15 protein-coding genes and 1 tRNA gene are annotated in these 16,405 nt (G+C 67.7%); 5 read left to right on the forward strand and 11 right to left on the reverse strand.

Going from position 1 to position 16,405, the window contains the following annotated elements; translation table 11 throughout:
- Nucleotides 1–6: 6 nt before the first annotated feature.
- From ftsX to prfB, 3 genes are all read right to left on the reverse strand, one after another.
- Nucleotides 7–909, reverse strand: coding sequence for a permease-like cell division protein FtsX (gene ftsX, locus H507_RS0109465; RefSeq protein WP_022910477.1), 903 nt, complete (start codon nt 907–909; stop codon nt 7–9).
- A gap of 39 nt (nt 910–948) precedes the next feature.
- Nucleotides 949–1,635, reverse strand: coding sequence for a cell division ATP-binding protein FtsE (gene ftsE, locus H507_RS0109470; protein ID WP_022910478.1), 687 nt, complete (start codon nt 1,633–1,635; stop codon nt 949–951).
- A 157-nt stretch (nt 1,636–1,792) separates the two neighbouring features.
- Nucleotides 1,793–2,902 (reverse strand): peptide chain release factor 2, encoded by a 1,110-nt coding sequence (prfB, locus tag H507_RS0109475; protein WP_022910479.1) that lies wholly within the window; start codon nt 2,900–2,902, stop codon nt 1,793–1,795.
- Between the two features lie 120 nt (nt 2,903–3,022).
- On the opposite strand from prfB, the gene gdhA reads away from it, so the two are divergent.
- Nucleotides 3,023–4,372, forward strand: a complete 1,350-nt coding sequence (gdhA, locus tag H507_RS0109480; protein WP_026378045.1) for an NADP-specific glutamate dehydrogenase — start codon at nt 3,023–3,025, stop codon at nt 4,370–4,372.
- Here gdhA and H507_RS15925 read toward each other — a convergent pair.
- From H507_RS15925 to H507_RS0109495, 3 genes are all read right to left on the reverse strand, one after another.
- On the reverse strand, nt 4,332–5,981 hold the full coding sequence (locus H507_RS15925; protein WP_022910481.1) for a glycoside hydrolase family 36 protein: 1,650 nt from the start codon (nt 5,979–5,981) through the stop codon (nt 4,332–4,334). The two genes, gdhA and H507_RS15925, sit on opposite strands and share 41 nt — an antisense overlap.
- Nucleotides 5,982–6,118: 137 nt before the next feature.
- The gene (locus tag H507_RS0109490) at nt 6,119–6,343 is read right to left on the reverse strand and encodes a hypothetical protein (RefSeq protein ID WP_022910482.1); all 225 of its coding nucleotides are present in this window, start codon (nt 6,341–6,343) and stop codon (nt 6,119–6,121) included.
- A gap of 453 nt (nt 6,344–6,796) precedes the next feature.
- Nucleotides 6,797–6,870: transfer RNA gene (locus tag H507_RS0109495), tRNA-Val, on the reverse strand.
- Between the two features lie 78 nt (nt 6,871–6,948).
- On the opposite strand from H507_RS0109495, the gene H507_RS0109500 reads away from it, so the two are divergent.
- A complete protein-coding gene (locus H507_RS0109500; protein WP_022910483.1) occupies nt 6,949–7,638 on the forward strand; it encodes a hypothetical protein in 690 nt (229 codons plus the stop codon).
- Nucleotides 7,635–8,891 carry a hypothetical protein gene (locus H507_RS0109505; RefSeq protein ID WP_022910484.1) on the forward strand — a complete coding sequence of 419 codons (1,257 nt, stop codon included), beginning with the start codon at nt 7,635–7,637 and terminating at the stop codon, nt 8,889–8,891. The genes H507_RS0109500 and H507_RS0109505 overlap by 4 nt, the downstream gene beginning before the upstream one ends.
- Here the strand turns inward: H507_RS0109505 and H507_RS0109510 are convergent.
- The 3 genes from H507_RS0109510 to H507_RS0109520 are packed head-to-tail and all read right to left on the reverse strand — an operon-like array spanning nt 8,858 to nt 11,690.
- Entirely contained in the window at nt 8,858–9,721 is an 864-nt protein-coding gene (locus H507_RS0109510; protein WP_022910485.1) for a glycosyltransferase family 2 protein, read from the reverse strand. The genes H507_RS0109505 and H507_RS0109510 overlap by 34 nt on opposite strands.
- The gene (locus H507_RS0109515) at nt 9,718–10,680 is read right to left on the reverse strand and encodes an NAD-dependent epimerase/dehydratase family protein (protein ID WP_022910486.1); all 963 of its coding nucleotides are present in this window, start codon (nt 10,678–10,680) and stop codon (nt 9,718–9,720) included. Before H507_RS0109515 ends, H507_RS0109510 begins: the two co-directional genes overlap by 4 nt.
- Nucleotides 10,677–11,690 carry a glycosyltransferase gene (locus H507_RS0109520; protein ID WP_022910487.1) on the reverse strand — a complete coding sequence of 338 codons (1,014 nt, stop codon included), beginning with the start codon at nt 11,688–11,690 and terminating at the stop codon, nt 10,677–10,679. Before H507_RS0109520 ends, H507_RS0109515 begins: the two co-directional genes overlap by 4 nt.
- A 67-nt stretch (nt 11,691–11,757) precedes the next feature.
- On the opposite strand from H507_RS0109520, the gene H507_RS0109525 reads away from it, so the two are divergent.
- On the forward strand, nt 11,758–12,981 hold the full coding sequence (locus tag H507_RS0109525) for a glycosyltransferase family 39 protein (protein ID WP_022910488.1): 1,224 nt from the start codon (nt 11,758–11,760) through the stop codon (nt 12,979–12,981).
- Here the strand turns inward: H507_RS0109525 and H507_RS0109530 are convergent.
- Both H507_RS0109530 and mgrA read right to left on the reverse strand, forming a co-directional pair.
- Entirely contained in the window at nt 12,911–13,378 is a 468-nt protein-coding gene (locus H507_RS0109530; RefSeq protein WP_022910489.1) for a GatB/YqeY domain-containing protein, read from the reverse strand. The two genes, H507_RS0109525 and H507_RS0109530, sit on opposite strands and share 71 nt — an antisense overlap.
- A complete protein-coding gene (mgrA, locus tag H507_RS0109535; protein ID WP_022910490.1) occupies nt 13,378–14,373 on the reverse strand; it encodes an L-glyceraldehyde 3-phosphate reductase in 996 nt (331 codons plus the stop codon). The genes H507_RS0109530 and mgrA overlap by 1 nt, the downstream gene beginning before the upstream one ends.
- Nucleotides 14,374–14,440: 67 nt before the next feature.
- On the opposite strand from mgrA, the gene H507_RS0109540 reads away from it, so the two are divergent.
- The gene (locus H507_RS0109540) at nt 14,441–16,246 is read left to right on the forward strand and encodes an ABC transporter ATP-binding protein (protein ID WP_022910491.1); all 1,806 of its coding nucleotides are present in this window, start codon (nt 14,441–14,443) and stop codon (nt 16,244–16,246) included.
- Nucleotides 16,247–16,405: the final 159 nt, after the last annotated feature.

Genomic DNA, 16,405 nt, shown 5'->3' on the forward strand with positions numbered 1-16,405 from the left:
CCGGCGTCAGACGCGCAGGTATCGCTTGGTTGCTATCAGCGTGGGGATGATAGACAGCCCAATGGCCGCCACCGCAACCCATCCGATCGCCCCATAGACGTCCGCACGGTCAATCCATCGTAAACTCGAAAGTGAGACTTGAGCGTTGCGGACGATCGCGAACTCGTGCAGACCGAGCAGTGTTCCGCTGGCCAGGGCCCAGCCGATGACCCCCGTGAGCAGGCTCTCGAGCAGGAACGGCATCATGATGTACCAGTTGCTCGCCCCCACCAGCCGCATGATCCCCAGCTCGCGGCGACGCGCGAAGGCGGCCATCCGGATCGTGTTGGCGATCTGCACCCACGCGGCCAGCAGTAGGAGTCCGGCCAGGGCGACGGTGCCCCACTTGAGCAGGTTCAGCGCCGAGAAGATCTTGTCGAGGATCAGGTGCTGGTCGACGACCGCCTGCACCCCCGGCATCACGCCGGCCTCGGCCACCACTCCCTTGTACTGCTCCGGGTTGACCAACTTCACCCGGAAGGAGTCCTGCATCTGGTCGACCGTGAGGGTGTCGAGCAGGGGTGAGTCCTTGAAGGTCTCGCGGAAGGCGTCGTAGGCCTGCTGCTTCGACTCGTAGTGCACCTGCTGCACCTCGGGGTTCTTCCTCAGCGCTGCCTGGATGGCGTCCTTCTGCGGCTGGGTGGCGTCCTGGCCCGGGTCACAGTTGCCCGATGACGAGTCCTTGACGCACAGGAAGACCGAGACCTCGATCTTGTCGTACCAGCGGTCCTTGGTGACGTCGACCTGTCGGTTGATCAGCAGTCCCATGCCGAACAGGGTCAGGCTCACGAAGATGGTCACCACGACGGCGGCGTTCATGGCCAGGTTGCGGCGCAGTCCGGACCACGTTTCTCGCAGCGTGTGTCGCATCGAATCTCTCTCGCTCTCGGGTGGGTCGCTCGTCACCGCTCAGGCGGTGCCGTAGACGCCCTTGCTCTGGTCGCGGATGACCTGGCCGGACTCCAACTCGATCACCCGTCGTCGCATCTGGTCGACGATGGTGGAGTCGTGGGTGGCCATGATCACCGTGGTGCCGGTCTTGTTGATGCGGTCGAGCAACTTCATGATGCCGACGCTGGTGGCCGGGTCGAGGTTGCCGGTCGGTTCGTCCGCGATCAGGATCTTCGGCTTGTTCACGTAGGCGCGGGCGATGGCCACCCGCTGCTGCTCACCGCCGGAGAGTTCCTCGGGCAGACGTGCACCCTTGCTCGCCAGGCCGACGGTGTCGAGTGTCTCGGGCACGACCTTCTTGATCTCCGAGGTCGGACGACCCAGCACCTGCAGGGCGAAGGCGACGTTCTCGTAGACGGTCTTGCCCGGGAGCAGCCGGAAGTCCTGGAAGACGGTTCCGATCTGGCGGCGCAGCCCCGGAACCTTCCATCCCGCGAGCCGGTTCAGGTCCTTGCCGAGGACGAACACCGTGCCCTTGGTGGGGCGGTACTCCCGCAGGATGAGCCGCAGGAAGGTCGACTTGCCCGACCCCGACTGGCCCACGAGGAAGACGAACTCCCCCTTCTCGATCTGCACGTTCACGCCGCGCAGAGCGGGCTTGGTGGAGCCCTCGTACAGCTTGGTGACGTCCTCGAACGTGATCACACGGCATCCTTCGTCGGGGGACTTGGGGGGCATGGCGTCGCGGTGGACGACGCTGGAGGGTTTCCTGAGGGTTTCTCAGGCCGACTGCGACGAGTCTAGGTGCAGCCGCCGGAGCCACAAGCTGCCACGCCCACGGCCCGACAATTCCCGACCCGGCTCAGTGCTCCTCGGCGCTGCGGCGCCACCGGATGCCGGCATCGATGAAGCCGTCGATGTCACCGTCGAAGACGGCGTCGGGATTGCCCACCTCGTGGTCGGTGCGCAGGTCCTTGACCATCTGATACGGGTGGAGCACGTAGGAACGCATCTGTGAACCCCACGAGTTGCCGGCGTCGCCCTTCAGCGCGTTCATCTCGGCTTCCCGCTCCTGCCGTGCACGCTCGAGCAGACGCGACTGCAGCACCCGCATCGCGGCCGCCTTGTTCTGCAGCTGCGACTTCTCGTTCTGACAGCTCACCACCAGTCCGGTGGGCAGGTGGGTCAGACGAACCGCCGAGTCCGTGGTGTTGACCGATTGGCCGCCGGGGCCGGACGAGCGGAAGACGTCGACCCGCACGTCGGCCTCGGGGATGTCAATGTGGTCGGTCTCCTCGGTGACGGGAAGCACCTCGACCCCGGCGAAGGAGGTCTGGCGTCGTCCCTGGTTGTCGAAGGGAGAGATCCGCACGAGACGGTGCGTCCCCTGCTCGACCGACAGGGTTCCGTAGGCGAAGGGGGCCTTGACCGTGAAGGTGGCGGACTTGATGCCGGCCTCCTCCGCGTAGGAGATGTCATAGACCTCGAAGGGGTAGCTGTGTCGCTCGGCCCAGCGGGTGTACATGCGCAGCAACATCTGCGCGAAGTCGGCGGCATCGATGCCGCCCGCCTCGGACCGGATGGTGACGACCGCCTCGCGGGAGTCGTAGTCACCCGACAGCAGGGTGCGCACCTCGAGGGCCTCGATCGACTTCGCCAGGGACGAGACCTCCGTCTCGACCTCGTGCACCGAGTCGGAGTCGCCCTCGTCGGAAGCCATCTCGAGCAGCAGTTCGGCATCGTCCAGTCGCTGGCGGAGCTTCTCGACCCGCTGCACCTCGCCCTGCAGGGTCGACAGGCGGGAGGTCACCTTCTGGGCGTTCTCCTGGTCGTTCCACAGGTCGGGAGCGGCCACCTGTTCCTCGAGGTCTGCGATCTCCTTCTTCTTCGACGCAGGGTCGAGCACTGCCTCGATCGAGTCGAGGGAGTGTCGAAGGGTCGAGATGGTCTCGGTCAGATCAGCAAGTGCCACGAGAGGTCACTCTACCGCTGACCACCGCCGCTCCGACCCCATCGATGCGCCCGCTGCACCTGACGTCCACGACCAGACATGCGAGGGTTCGCCGCCGGACGGATCGGTACAGTCACGACCATGACAGACGCCGTGCATCCCAAACTGGCCGACATGCTCGACGAGGTGGCCAGTCGCAACCACGGGGAGCCGGAGTTCCTCCAGGCCGTGGGCGAGGTGATGCGTTCACTGACGCCGCTGGTGACCCGCCGACCCGACTACGCCCAGTGGTCGGTGCTGCAGCGCATGGTCGAGCCGGAGCGCCAGATCATCTTCCGGGTGCCGTGGATGACCGATTCCGGTGAGGTGCGGGTCAACCGCGGTTTCCGGGTCGAGTTCAGTTCCGTGCTCGGCCCCTACAAGGGCGGCCTGAGGTTCCACCCGAGCGTCAACCTGTCGATCGTGAAGTTCCTCGGCTTCGAGCAGGTCTACAAGAACTCTCTGACCGGGCTGCCGTTGGGGGGCGGCAAGGGTGGTTCGGACTTCGACCCGAAGGGCCGCAGCGAGACCGAGATCATGCGCTTCTGCCAGTCGTTCATGACCGAGTTGTACCGCCACCTGGGCGAGCACACCGACGTGCCGGCCGGTGACATCGGGGTCGGTGGCCGCGAGATCGGCTACCTGTTCGGGCAGTACAAGCGCATCACCAACCGTTTCGAGGCCGGGGTGCTCACCGGCAAGGGCATCAGCTGGGGCGGTTCCCTCGTCCGTACCGAGGCGACCGGGTACGGCACCGTCTTCTTCGTGGAGCAGATGCTCGCCCAGCGCGGCCAAGACCTCGAAGGACGACGCTGCGTCGTCTCCGGGTCGGGCAACGTGGCCGTCTACGCCGTCGAGAAGCTCCAGCAGTTGGGGGCGACCGTGGTGGCGTGCTCGGACTCGTCCGGCTTCGTCGTCGACGAGCAGGGGGTGGACCTCGCCCTGCTCAAGCAGGTGAAGGAGGTCGACCGAGCCCGCCTGAGCGCCTACGCAGACGCCCGACCCGGCGCCACCTTCAACGAGTCCGGGTCCATCTGGGACGTGCCCTGCGAGATCGCACTGCCCTGCGCCACCCAGAACGAACTCGACGAGACCCACGCCGCCACCCTGATCAGGAACGGGGTGCGGCTGGTGGCCGAGGGCGCCAACATGCCCACCACCATCGCCGGCGCTGACCTGTTCCAGCAGGCGGGTGTGCTGTACGCGCCGGGCAAGGCCTCCAACGCCGGTGGGGTTGCCACCAGCGGGCTCGAGATGCAGCAGAACGCCAGCCGCGACGCGTGGCACTTCGACGCCACCGAGAGGCGCCTGAAGGCGATCATGACCGACATCCACGCGACCTGCCTCGAGACCGCCGACGAGTACGGGCACCCAGGCGACTACGTCGTGGGGGCCAATCTCGCCGGTTACGTCAAGGTCGCTGACGCGATGCTCGCCCAGGGCGTGGTCTGAGCACCACCGTCCCGAAGGCTGGGGCCGGGGCGTCCGACTCCGTCGGCACACCGCTAGGGCCCCAGCAGCTCACCGGCTCCCAGTCGTCCACGTCGCGCAGCAGCAGGCCGTCGACGGTGGACCCGTTCAGCACGAGCACCTCGTCGACGTCGAGGTCGGTGAGGTCGACCAGTTCGGGCCGCCACACGGCGACCACGGCCCGCCGGTCGTGGACGGCTCGGGCCTGGGTGTAGCCCAGTTCCGAACCCTGCACCGAGAGCCGTCCGAACAACGCCACCTCGCGCCAGTCGCGCCACAGGCGCAGTTGGTGGGCGAGCGTCTTGCGCTGCTCGTCGTCGAGGGTGGCCAGCGGCATCGACACCTGGGGCACGGAGAAGAAGGTGCTCTGGAACTGCTGGGCGACCGCGACCGCCCCGCCGTCCCTCGCCCACATCAGCGGGTCCGCGTGAACCGCCACCTCGCGGACGAACAGACGCAGGTCGAGCGAGCCCTGCCGGTTGACCACCGCATCCGCCGGGCAGTCACCCACCCGGATGCAGTTCCCGTAGGCCGTGATGGCCGGTGAGACGTAGGGCTGTCGGAACTCGATGATCGGCTCGGCGAGACCCGCGTCCGCCAACCGGGAGCGCACCTGCCCCAGCATCATCCGCATCGCCTCGCCCACGTCGGCGACAAAGCCTTCACCCGGGTTGTCGACGACCTCGCCGGCGTAGACCATCGCGTTGTTGAGGAAGTCGATCTTGAGGCCGGCGACGCCGTAGTCGGTGACGATCCGGGCGCAGGTGGAGGCGACGAACTCCCGGACGGGTCCGTGGCGGGGGTCGAGGATCCACATCCGGTTCCGCTCGTCGCCCTTCGGGGCGTACTGGCCCAACTGCGACACCACCGGGCTGTCCATGCCGAGCAGGAGCGGAGCGATCCACAGCACGGTGTCGATCTCGAGGCTCCGCAGTTCATCGACCGTGGCCCGCAGGTCGGGGAACTTGTCGGTGTCAGGGATCCACTCCCCGCAGCGGCCGTAGCCACGGCCGTGACCGCCGACCTGCCAACCGTCGTCCACGAACAGGCTGCGACAGCCCAGTTCGGCGGCCATCCGGCCCTCGGCCACGACATTGTCGTGGTTGACGTCCTGGGTGTAGGTGTACCAGGTCGAGAAGACCGGTTCGGTGGCCGCCCGGGGCAGCGGCAGCGCCGTGATCTGGTTGACCTCGCCCAGCCAGGCCGACAGCTCCCCGATCACCTCGGCGAGAGGGGCGGGCGCATCCGTGGTCGCCAGGCGCACCACGCGGTCACCGGATTCGGCCGCCGCGTGCAGCGACAACCTGACCGACTTGTGCTCCTCGCTCACTCCCCCCCTGATGCTGATCTCGCCGACCACCTCGGAGCAGGCCAGCCCCCACAGGCCGATCCCCTCCGCGTCGTGCAGCACCACCACGGGCGCGGACTGGACCAAGCTGGTGGTCGTCCGGTTCGCCCAGTCGGGGGGCAGGGTGCGATGGCCGCGGGCCTCGGGGGTCCACAGACCCACCCCGGCCCCCAACGGGAACTCCAGTTCCAGGTCGAAGGAATCGTGGGCCGCGACCGCATGGTCGGTGATGGTGACTGGCACCAGCCCAGCCTAGTGAGCGACGGCCGGGGCGCGGGCAGGTTCTGCAGGCATGGCGCAGGGTGGACATGGACGATTCGCCGACTGACGGCTGGTCGGTGCACCCCTCGGACCCCCGAAGGGGGTCTCGCGGGTCGTACTCAGTTCTGGATGGGCCTCGTGCGGTCGGTGAAGAGGGTGCCGCCCTCGGCCACGTCTGTCTCGGCTGCGTCGAGGACGAATCCGAGGCTGACGCTCAGTTCGCGGATCGCGAGACCGAGGCGGCCGATGTCGCTGCCCTGGCCGTTGCGCTGCGCGATGTCGTCCATGCTCTCCTGCAGCAGGTCGAGTCGATCGCGCATGTCCTTGATGTGATTGGTCTCCACGGTGACTCCTTCGTCGGTGGGGCGCGGCGGTCGTCGGTCCCATGTTCAATCTAGGTGCTGCCGACGGGCCCGGCGTGGACTTGGGCCAACCCTTCAGACAGGACACGAAGACGGGCAGGAGTGCGTCGGATGGCCCTTCGACGGGTCGTGAGCGGCCCGTCGGGTTTTTCCCATCCGGAGCTGAAGCCGTGGTGGAGAGTTCACCGAATAGTGGTGGGCGGGGTTCACGTCCCTCGTACGCCGTGCAACGATTCATCTGCGGGTCGCTCTTCACCCCGCATCGCCCGATCCCCCCGATTGGTGGACTGGTCTCTTCCCCCCGATGTACCGAGACCTTCCCCTGGGGCGAGCCACGAAGAGTGTCCCGCCATCATGACGAAGCGCCCCACCCCTGAGCGGGGTGGGGCGCTTTTCGTCGTTCTCGGGAGGTTCGAGTGCCTCGGAGAGAGGGGGTGGGCGCAGAGGGACTTGAACCCCCGACATCCTGCTTGTAAGGCAGGCGCTCTGACCACCTGAGCTATGCGCCCGAGGCACCCGACGGCGCGCTCGACACCCCATTCTGTCAGGTCGGGGACACGAAGTGTCGCTGCCCTAGACTGCGGGTCATGACGAGCACGAGTCCGCCGGCCGACGCCGGGGTACACGTGGCACGGTGGACGCTCGTCCGACGGTGGGCGCCCACTCTCGCTGTCTGGCTGGTGGCACTCGTCGTGCTGGCAGTGGCCGGGGTGGGGATCCGGGCCAACACCTCGGTCGGTGAGATGGGGAGCACGGCCGAGCTGCCCCTACTCCCCAGCGACACCCGCCTGCCCAAGCTCGCCAGGCCCACCTCGCCCACCGAATCGGTGCTCGTGTGGAATCGGTACTCCACGTCGAAGTCCTACGTCACCGAGGTCACCCCGATCTCGGTGGTCGAGGGAAAGATGTCTGACTTCCGCCTGGCCGATCCCACCGAGGTCGGCGGTATGCGGGTGTTCTACATCACCTACCGCCTCACCTATCTGCGCGGGACGGCCATCCCTGGGTATCCCGACATCAGGTTGCAGGTGATGCCCGGCAAACAGAAGGCCGTACTCCCACCCAACGGGCTGAAGGACTGGAACCAGTCACCGTGCCAGGTGCCCCAGTTGCGCCGCGGCTTCGCGTTCGGCGAGGGGACGACCCTCACCATGTGCTCCATCTCGTTCGTGCCACCGGGTGAGCCGACCCGCATGATGCAGATCGAACCCAGGATGAAGGCCGGTCAGGCGCTCAGCCAACCCAACGACGTCCGCTGGCCGCTGCGGGTCTCATGACCGACATCGCACCGGCCCCGCGCTTGCACCCCACGCGCGGGCAGGGTCTGGCGCTCGCGTCAGCGTCGGGTCTGGGGGCCCTCAGCAACTTCGTCATCATGTTCCTGATGACCCGCACCCTGCCCGATGCCGAGCAGCAGTCCGAGGCACTCGCGTTCTGGTCGGTGCTCACAGGCCTGTTCGGGGTGCTGGTCGGCGTCCAGAACGAATCCACCCGCGCCACCGCCGCCGTCCGACACGGGCGCCCGGAACGAGGTCGCCTGTTGTCGCCGGTCCTGGGTGTGGGGCTGGCCGCTGCGGTCCTCGTCTCAGTCGCAGCCGCCGTGGGCATTCACTGGGTGCTTCCCAGCCACCCCCTGTGGGCCACGACGCTGTTGGTGGCAACCGCCCTCTGCTACGCCGTCTACGCCCTGGTGCTCGGCGCCATGGCCGGCACGGGCCGATGGGCCGGGTTGGCCGGAACCCTCACGGCAGAGGTCGCCGTCCGGGTGATCGCGGTCGCTGGCGTGGCCCTCACGGTCCGGAGCCTGTTCGGCTACCAGACGGCCATGACCTCCGCCGTCGTGGTCATGACAGCCGCGCTGTGTGCCATCCCTGCAACGCGGGCCCTGCTCACCAGCCGCAGCGACCGGGAAGCGCGGGTGAGCCTGCGCCAACTCGGAATGGCGATCCTGTCGGCGGCGTCGAGTGCGGTGATGATCACCGGTTACCCGGCCCTGATGAAGGCGAGTCTGCGCGGCGAACCCCAGTTGGCGGCCTGGATGCTGGCTGTCAGCATCACGCGCGCTCCGGTGATGATGCCGATCATCACCTTCCAACAGGTTGCCGTGGCCCGGTTCGTGGCCCACCGACGGGGAACACTGCGGGCGATGGTGGTTCCGGTGGCCCTCGTGCTCGCGGTGGGTACTGTCGCGGCCGTCGGCGCAGGACTGCTCGGTCCGTGGTTCCTGAGGCTGTTCGATCCCTCATTCCACATCGGCGGGTGGGCCTTGGCGCTGCTGACCCTGGCCAGCACCGCGATGGCGGCGCTGGTGCTGGTCGGCACGGCCGCCCTCGCGCTCGACGGTCACCGGGTCTACGGCATCGGCTGGGCGCTGGCCGCGGTCACCTCGATCACCGTGTTGTTCACGGTGCACCTGCCCGTCTTGCCGAGGCTGCTCGCGAGTCTGGTCGCCGGCCCCGTGGTGGGCGCCGTCATCCTGCTGGGTTGGCTGCTCGTTCAGTCCCGCCGGACGAGCCCCAACACCGAGTAGACGGCCTGGCGGGCCACGGCCATGGCGCTCACGGTGGCGTCGCCCTGCACGAGGTCGCGCCGTCCCAGCAAGTGGGGCACCTCGGCCAACTCGTGGTGGAAGGCCTTGGCCTGGGCTGCCTGGTGTCCCGCCAGCGCGACCGACCACTGGCCCGAGCTGACGCGGAACGATCCCAGCACCTCGCCCAGCGCGACCACCGTGCTCAGACCGACATCGTGACCGGCGAGCACGACCCGGGTGTAGGTGGCCTGGTCGATCAGGTACGCCTTGCTGTCGTCCCACCAGCCGGAACCGGCGAGGAGGTCACGCCGGAGCATCACCGAGCCGGGTTCACCGAAGACATTGCGCCCCGCTCGCACCGAGGCGGCGATCACCTCGCGTCCGTCGTGGGCCCCCCACCACCGGCGAGGCATCCCGTGGGAGCGTTTGAGCGTTCGTCCGCCCGCATCGATGATGCGTCGCCGCGAGCACACCAGCGATGCGCTGAGGTGGTCGCGGAAGGCCGCCACCTGCCGTTCCAGGGCCGTGGGCTCGAGCAGGTCGTCGCCGGGCAGCAGCTTCAGCAGATCTCCGCGCGCCGCCTGGCTCACCCGGTTCCAGTTGGCCGGAGCACCCCCACCGGCCGGTGTCGGCTCGAGCAGCCGCACCCGCGGTTCGTGCCGGTAGCGTTCCAGCACCTCGCCCGTGCCGTCGTCGGAGCTGTGGTCTGCCACGACGAGTTCGAAGTCCGTCCAGGTCTGGGCCAGCACCGAGTCGAGGGTCTGCGAGATGAGGCCGGCCTGCCGGAAGGCGGGCACGACCACCGAGACGGTGGGAGGTGCGGTGGTCACGGATGGGCCTCCAGTCGGGCACGTTGCAGGTCGAGGTAGGTGCGGTGGACTCCCACCAACAGTGAGGTGGAGGCCAGTTCGTCGAGTTCGGGCCAGACCCGTGAGGTGAGCGACAGGTCCCGGACCTGCCCGGTGCGAAGCGGTGAGGATCCCTGCACCACCAGGGGTCGCTGGCTGCTGATCCGCCTGACGACGTGCAGCAGGTTGAACACGGTCACCCGGTTGCCGCTGGCGATCACCTTGATGGTGACGGTACCCGGATCGGTGAGGGCCGCCAGGTCGAGGCTGCCCATCACCATGGCGGCGGCGTCGTCCACGAACAGGTAGTCGCGCACCGTGTCGAGGTCGACGTACACCTTGACCGGGGAACCCTGCAGAGCACCCCACAGCAGCGTGCTGATCAACCCCTGACCCTTGCCCAGGTTCTGACCGGGACCGTACAGGTTGGCGATCCTGCCGAGGACGACCCGGGCGCCGCTCGCGCCGGCGAACTCGCTGAACTGCTGCTCGAGTCGCAGTTTGGCGAACCCGTACGGCACCAACGCCGAGGTCGCGCTGAACTCGTCATGGGGGGCCGGCGAACTGCCGGCGTAGACACCCCCCGCGGAACTGGCGACGAAGACGCTCAGACCGGCCAGCAGACCGGGCACGAGCTCACCCAGCGCCGACACCAACGCCTCGACGACCGCCGCCTCCCGCGCGAACTGGTCCTGCTGGGAGGCCACCACCCCGGCACCCGCGCACCATGCCACCCGCAGGGTGTCGCCGGGACTGCTGAGGTACTGACGGTTGAGCCGGGCGACGGTCTCGCTGAAGACGACAGCGGCCGCCTCGGGGTCGTCCCAGGGAACAGGCACGACCAGGACCGACTCCCTGTCCGTCCTCCGGGACGCCGAGGCGCGGACGACCGCTGAGCCCAGCAGCCCTCCGGCCCCCAGTACCCACAGGGTGTCGGTCATGCGTCCTGCGGGTCAGGGGTGACGTCGCGGCGCCCCAGTGGACCGTGCTCGGGGTCGCCGACGATGAGGTAGAGCGGCTTGCCCATGGCCTGGTTCACGGTCACACCGAGGTACTCGGCGACCACCCCCAGGGAGAACAGGATCAGCCCGGAACCGATCAGGATGACGCACATCAGCGAGGCCCACCCCACGATGGCGGCGGGATCCATGATCTGACGGACGACGACCACGACCGTCAGCACCAGTCCCAACAAGCCGATGATGGCGCCCAGGAAGGCGACCAGTCGCAGCGCACGGGTGCCACTGGTGACCACCATGCGCCAGAAGTGGGAACTGAGCGACCGCACCGTGTACGAGGACTCGCGACCCTCCGAACGCATCGGCACCGGGCACGAGGTGACCTTGCGACTGATCCAGCTGAGGGCCACGTCGAGGTAGACCCCTGGTCCGGCGAAGGCTGACAACGCTCGACCCGTCTCGCCCAGGATGAGCCGGAAGCTGTTGAACTGGGTGGCCGAACGTGACCCCATGGCTCGCGCCAGGATCCGCTTGGCCAGGCGGGAGGCGAGATTGCGGAAGGCACCGTGCGGGGGCTCGTTGCTGGGTTGGGCGTAGACCACGGTCGCCTGCTCCGCCAGCGCCGTGTCGAGCATGCGCCCGATCTGGGCGGGATCGTGCTGGCCGTCCTCGTCCATGGTCACGATCCAGTCACCGCCGGCCGAGGCCAGACCCGCCATGGTGGCGGGGTGCTGCCCGAAGTTCCGGCTCAACCAGACCGGGCGAACCAAGGGGGAACGCTCCTGCAGCGAGCGGATCGTCTCGTCGGAGGCATCAGGTCCGTTGTCCCACACCGGCATGATCTCGGTGATCGCGAAGCTGTGCCCTGCCGGGGTGAGCTGGGGGCCGGCCAGTGCCAGCAACTCCTCGACCACCGGCGTGAGGCTCTTCTCACCCCGGTAGACGGGGATCACCACGGAAAGGGTGTGCACACGCGGTTGGAGTCCCTGCATGGGCTCACCCTATCCGCGTCAGCGGTGGCGCTGCGGGACGGCCGTGCCGCCGTGACAGGATGCTCCCGTGGAGCAGACCGATCCGAGACCCGACTGGGTGACACGAACAGCCACCTGGGTGGGGACGATCGGGGTCGTGGGTTTCCTCGTGCTGTTCCGCTGGAACCTGACCCCCTACGCCGCCTATGACGCCCAGCACTTCGTCATCGGCTGGTACAACCACCTCGAGCGCACCGGCTGGCCCGGTCTGCGCACCAGGTTCGCCGACTACAACGTGCCCTACCTCTACCTGCTGTACGCCTCGACCCTGGTCTTCGAGAACGGGTTGGTCGCCATCAAGGTGATCTCGAACCTGGCTGACCTGGTCCTGGCGTGGGGGGTCGTCCGGGTGGTCTGGCCCTTCCGTGGACGGAACGTGGCCCTGGGCGCGGGGCTGCTGGTGCTGCTGGTGCCCGGGATCTGGATCAACTCGGCGGTGTGGGGCCAGACCGACCAGATCTACACCGCCCTCGCCATCCACACGCTGGCCGATCTGCTGCGTGGCAAGCAGAACCGCGCCTGGTTCGTCTTCGGGCTGGCGTTCGCGTTCAAGCTGCAGGCCGTGTTCCTGCTGCCCTTCCTGGTGGTGGTCTGGCTGCGCGACCCGCGTCGGTCGTGGGCTGCACCGCCGTTGGCGGTGGTCGCATGGTTCCTGACCGCGGTACCCGCACTGGCCATCGGGCTTCCCTGGCGCTCGCTGCTGCTGACCTACTCGGAACAGACGTCGGCGTCGAAGGCGACGGTGGCTCCGAACCTGTGGCGCCTGTTCGCCGACGACCCCGACCTGATCTCGTCGATGACGGCGTTCGCTGCCGTGCTGACCGGTGCCCTGATGGTGTGGGCCCTGCGTCGCCACGTCTGGTTCATCGATCGCAGCCGCTGGGTCGTGCTGGCGGCCGCCTTCGCGATGCTGCTGCCCTACACACTGCCGGGCATGCGCAACCGTTACTTCTTCCTCGCCGAGGTGCTCGTGCTGATGGCCGCCGTACTCCGTCCACGGCTGTGGTGGGTGGCGGTGGCGACCTCCACGGTCTCTGCCCTCAGTTACAGCAAGGCGCTGTTCAACCTCACCTTCCCCGGCGGCGACGTGCTGTCGGGAGTGCCCTACGGGGTGCTGGTGGTGGTGTTGGTGCGCCACGCCATGGCCGAGGGCCCGGACGACCTCGGGTGGACCGGTTCGCTCAGGCCAGCGCCTGCCGCACCAGTCTGGCCACTTCGCCGCCCTCGGCACGCCCCGCCGCCCGCTCGTTGACGGCGCGGACGATCTGACCCATCTGCTTCATCGTCGGCTTCTGACCCAGACCGGCCTCCGCCGAGGCCACTTCCTCGGCCACCATGGTTGCCAGTTCGTCCGAGGTCAGGTCAGCAGGCAGGTAGCGCTGCAGCACACCCACCTCGGCCAGTTCCTTGTCGGCCAGTTCTGGACGTCCGCCGTCGGTGTAGGCCTGCGCGGAGTCCTTGCGGGTGCGCACCTCGCGAGTGAGCAGGGCCAGCACCTCGTCGTCGCCCAGTTCACGTGCCTCGTCACCGGCCACCTCGGCGGTCGTGATCGCGGCGAGCACCATGCGCAACGTGCCCTTGGTGAGGTCGTCGCGGGCCTTCATCGCGGCGACCATGTCGGCCTTGAGGGTCGTCTTCAGCTCGCTCATCAGGCGACTGCCTCGTCGATGGCCGCGAGTTCCTCGTCGGAGAAGTCGAGACGGTCGAGTGCACCCAGGTTGGTCTCGAGCTGGTCGACCGACGAGGCTCCGATGATCACCGACGTCATCCGCTCGTCACGCAGGGCCCAGGCCAACGCCAGTTGGGCCAGTTTCTGGCCGCGGCTGGCCGCGATCTCGTTCAGCCGGCGCACCTTGGTGATGGTCGCGTCGGTGATCTGGTCGGACTTCAACGAGCCCCCTCGGGCCGCACGGGAATCCGCGGGGATGCCGTCGAGGTAGCGGTCGGTGAGCACACCCTGGGCGAGCGACGAGAAGGCGATGATGCCCATGCCCTCGTCGGCGCAGGCGTCAACCAGGCCACCGGTCTCGATCCAGCGGTTGATGATCGAGTAGCTGGGCTGGTGGATCAGCAGTGGGGTACCGAGCTCGCGGGCGATGGCCGCCGCACGATGGGTCTGCTCGGCGTCGTAGCTCGAAATGCCGATGTAGAGGGCCTTGCCGGAGCGCACGGCGCTGTCGAGCGCGCCCATGGTCTCCTCCAGCGGGGTGTCGGCATCGAAGCGGTGCGAGTAGAAGATGTCGAAGTAGTCCAGTCCGGTGCGCTTCAGCGACTGGTCGAGGCTCGCCAGGACGTACTTGCGCGACCCGCCCCCTTGTCCGTAGGGCCCGGGCCACATGTCGTACCCGGCCTTCGACGAGATGATCAGTTCGTCGCGGTAGGGCTTGAAGTCCTGGGCGTGCAGCGCACCGTAGTTGAGCTCGGCCTGCCCGTAGGGGGGCCCGTAGTTGTTGGCGAGGTCGAAGTGGGTGACGCCGCGGTCGAAGGCGCGGCGCAGGATGGCTCGTTGGGTCTGGGACGAACCGACGTCCCCGAAGTTCTGCCAGAGCCCCAGGCTGATCAGTGGCAGTTTGAGTCCACTGCGTCCGGTGAAGCGATAGGTCATGTGGTCGTAACGGTCCGCGGCAGCGAGGTAGCTCGTCATGGCTCCGACTCTATCGCCGTAGTATGAGCGACTGGCTCCCATCCACCACTCCCCGAAGGGCCCCGCTGTGCGCAGCATCGCGAAACTGCTCCGTCACGTCCGAGAACTCACCTGGCTCTATGTCGGCATCGCCGCTGCCTCCGTGCTGATCGCGGGCACCAGCCTGCTCGGCCCGTTCATCATCAAGGGGGCCACCGACGAGGTCGTCGCCAACGTGCAGGGCCACGGTCGCGGGGTGTGGATGATCCTCTGGTTCGCGGTCGCCCTGTTGGTGGCCGAACTGTTGCAGACGGTGCTGCGCAATGTCGCCGGCTACTGGGGTGACGTGATGGGCGCCCGGATGCGCGCCATCCTGTCGGGTCGCTACTACTCGAAACTGTTGAGGCTGCCCCAGCGCTACTTCGACAACACGTTGTCGGGCTCGATCATCGCGCGACTCAACCGCTCGATCACCGAGGTGACGAACTTCCTGACCGCCTTCGCCAACAACTTCCTGCCGATGTTGGTCACCCTGTTCGCCGTGCTCGTGATCACCGGGTTCTACTCCCCCTGGCTGGTGATCGCCCTGGTGGTGATCTTCCCCGTCTACACCTGGCTGACGATGCTCACCAGCCCCCGCTGGCAGCGCATCGAACGAACCAAGAACGACCACGTCGACCAGGCCGGTGGCGCCTTCGCCGAGGTGGTGGGACAGATCAAGGTGGTGAAGAGCTTCGTCACCGAACGCCGGGAGCTGCGTCGGTTCACCGACGACTACGACGCGACCATCGGCCTCACCCACACCCAGTCGAGTTGGTGGCACCGCATGGACGTCGCCCGCAACGGCGCCCTCGCCGTCATCTTCTTCGCCGTGCACGCGCTGATCCTCGTCCAGACCATGCAGGGCCGCTACAGCGTGGGCACCATGGTGATGCTGATCCAGTTGGTCACCATGGCCAAGATGCCTGTCTCGGGCATGAGCTACCTCGTCGACATCAGCCAGCGTGCCGTCGCCGGGTCCAAGAGCTACTTCGAGGTGATGGACGAGCCCGAGGAGTCCGAGGAGCTGGGCAGTGCCGAGCGCACCGAACTGCGATTGCCCGACCCGCATCCCGGCGAGCCGGCCATCGTCTTCGACCACGCATCGTTCGCCTACTCCGACTCCAAGACCGATGTGCTCTCGGGCGTCAGCTTCGAGGTCGGGCAGGGCGAGAAGGTCGCCCTGGTCAGCGAGTCCGGTGGTGGCAAGACCACCATCGTCAACCTGCTGTTGGGCCTGTACCCCGTCAACGGGGGACGGATCCTCGTCCACGGTGAGGACCAGTCGCGGGCCGACCTGTCAGCCGTGCGTGCGACCATCGGCGTCGTCTTCCAGGAGCCGGCGCTGTTCTCGGGAACCATCCGCGACAACATCGCCTACGGACGTCCCGACGCGACCCTCGACGAGGTCATCGCCGTCGCCCGGCGGGCCAACGCGCACCCCTTCATCGAGCGATTCGACGCGGGCTACGACTCGCTGATCGGTGAGCGTGGTCTGAAGCTCTCGGGTGGCCAGCGCCAGCGGATCGCCGTTGCCCGGGCGATGCTCAAGGACGCACCGATCCTCATCCTGGACGAGGCCACCTCGGCGCTCGACACCCGCAGCGAGCGCCTGGTGCAGGCAGGGCTCGAGGACCTGATGGCCGACCGGACCAGCATCATCATCGCCCACCGGCTCTCGACGATCGCCTCGGTCGACCGGATCGTCACGCTGCGGGACGGGCGGGTGGACGAGATCGGGACACCGGCCGAACTCGCGGTTTCGGGCGGGATCTACAACGAGTTGCTCGACCTGCAGGCGACCGGTGGCAAGAAGAGCCGCAAGGCCCTGGAGGGATTCGACATCGCCGTCTGACGGCTTGTGCGGCGTCGGCCTCGGGTGTGAGGAAATGATCATCGGCCGACCCCGCACTGGTCTCGACTTCCCCACTGCACAGGAGTGAACTGGGAGTGGGTCGACCTCGACCCACGTGCAGAGGAGTCCGTCATGAGCGGGCCGAGTACGTCCCGGCGT

Source organism: Aestuariimicrobium kwangyangense DSM 21549, assembly GCF_000421525.1.
In the GTDB taxonomy this organism is placed as follows: domain Bacteria; phylum Actinomycetota; class Actinomycetes; order Propionibacteriales; family Propionibacteriaceae; genus Aestuariimicrobium; species Aestuariimicrobium kwangyangense.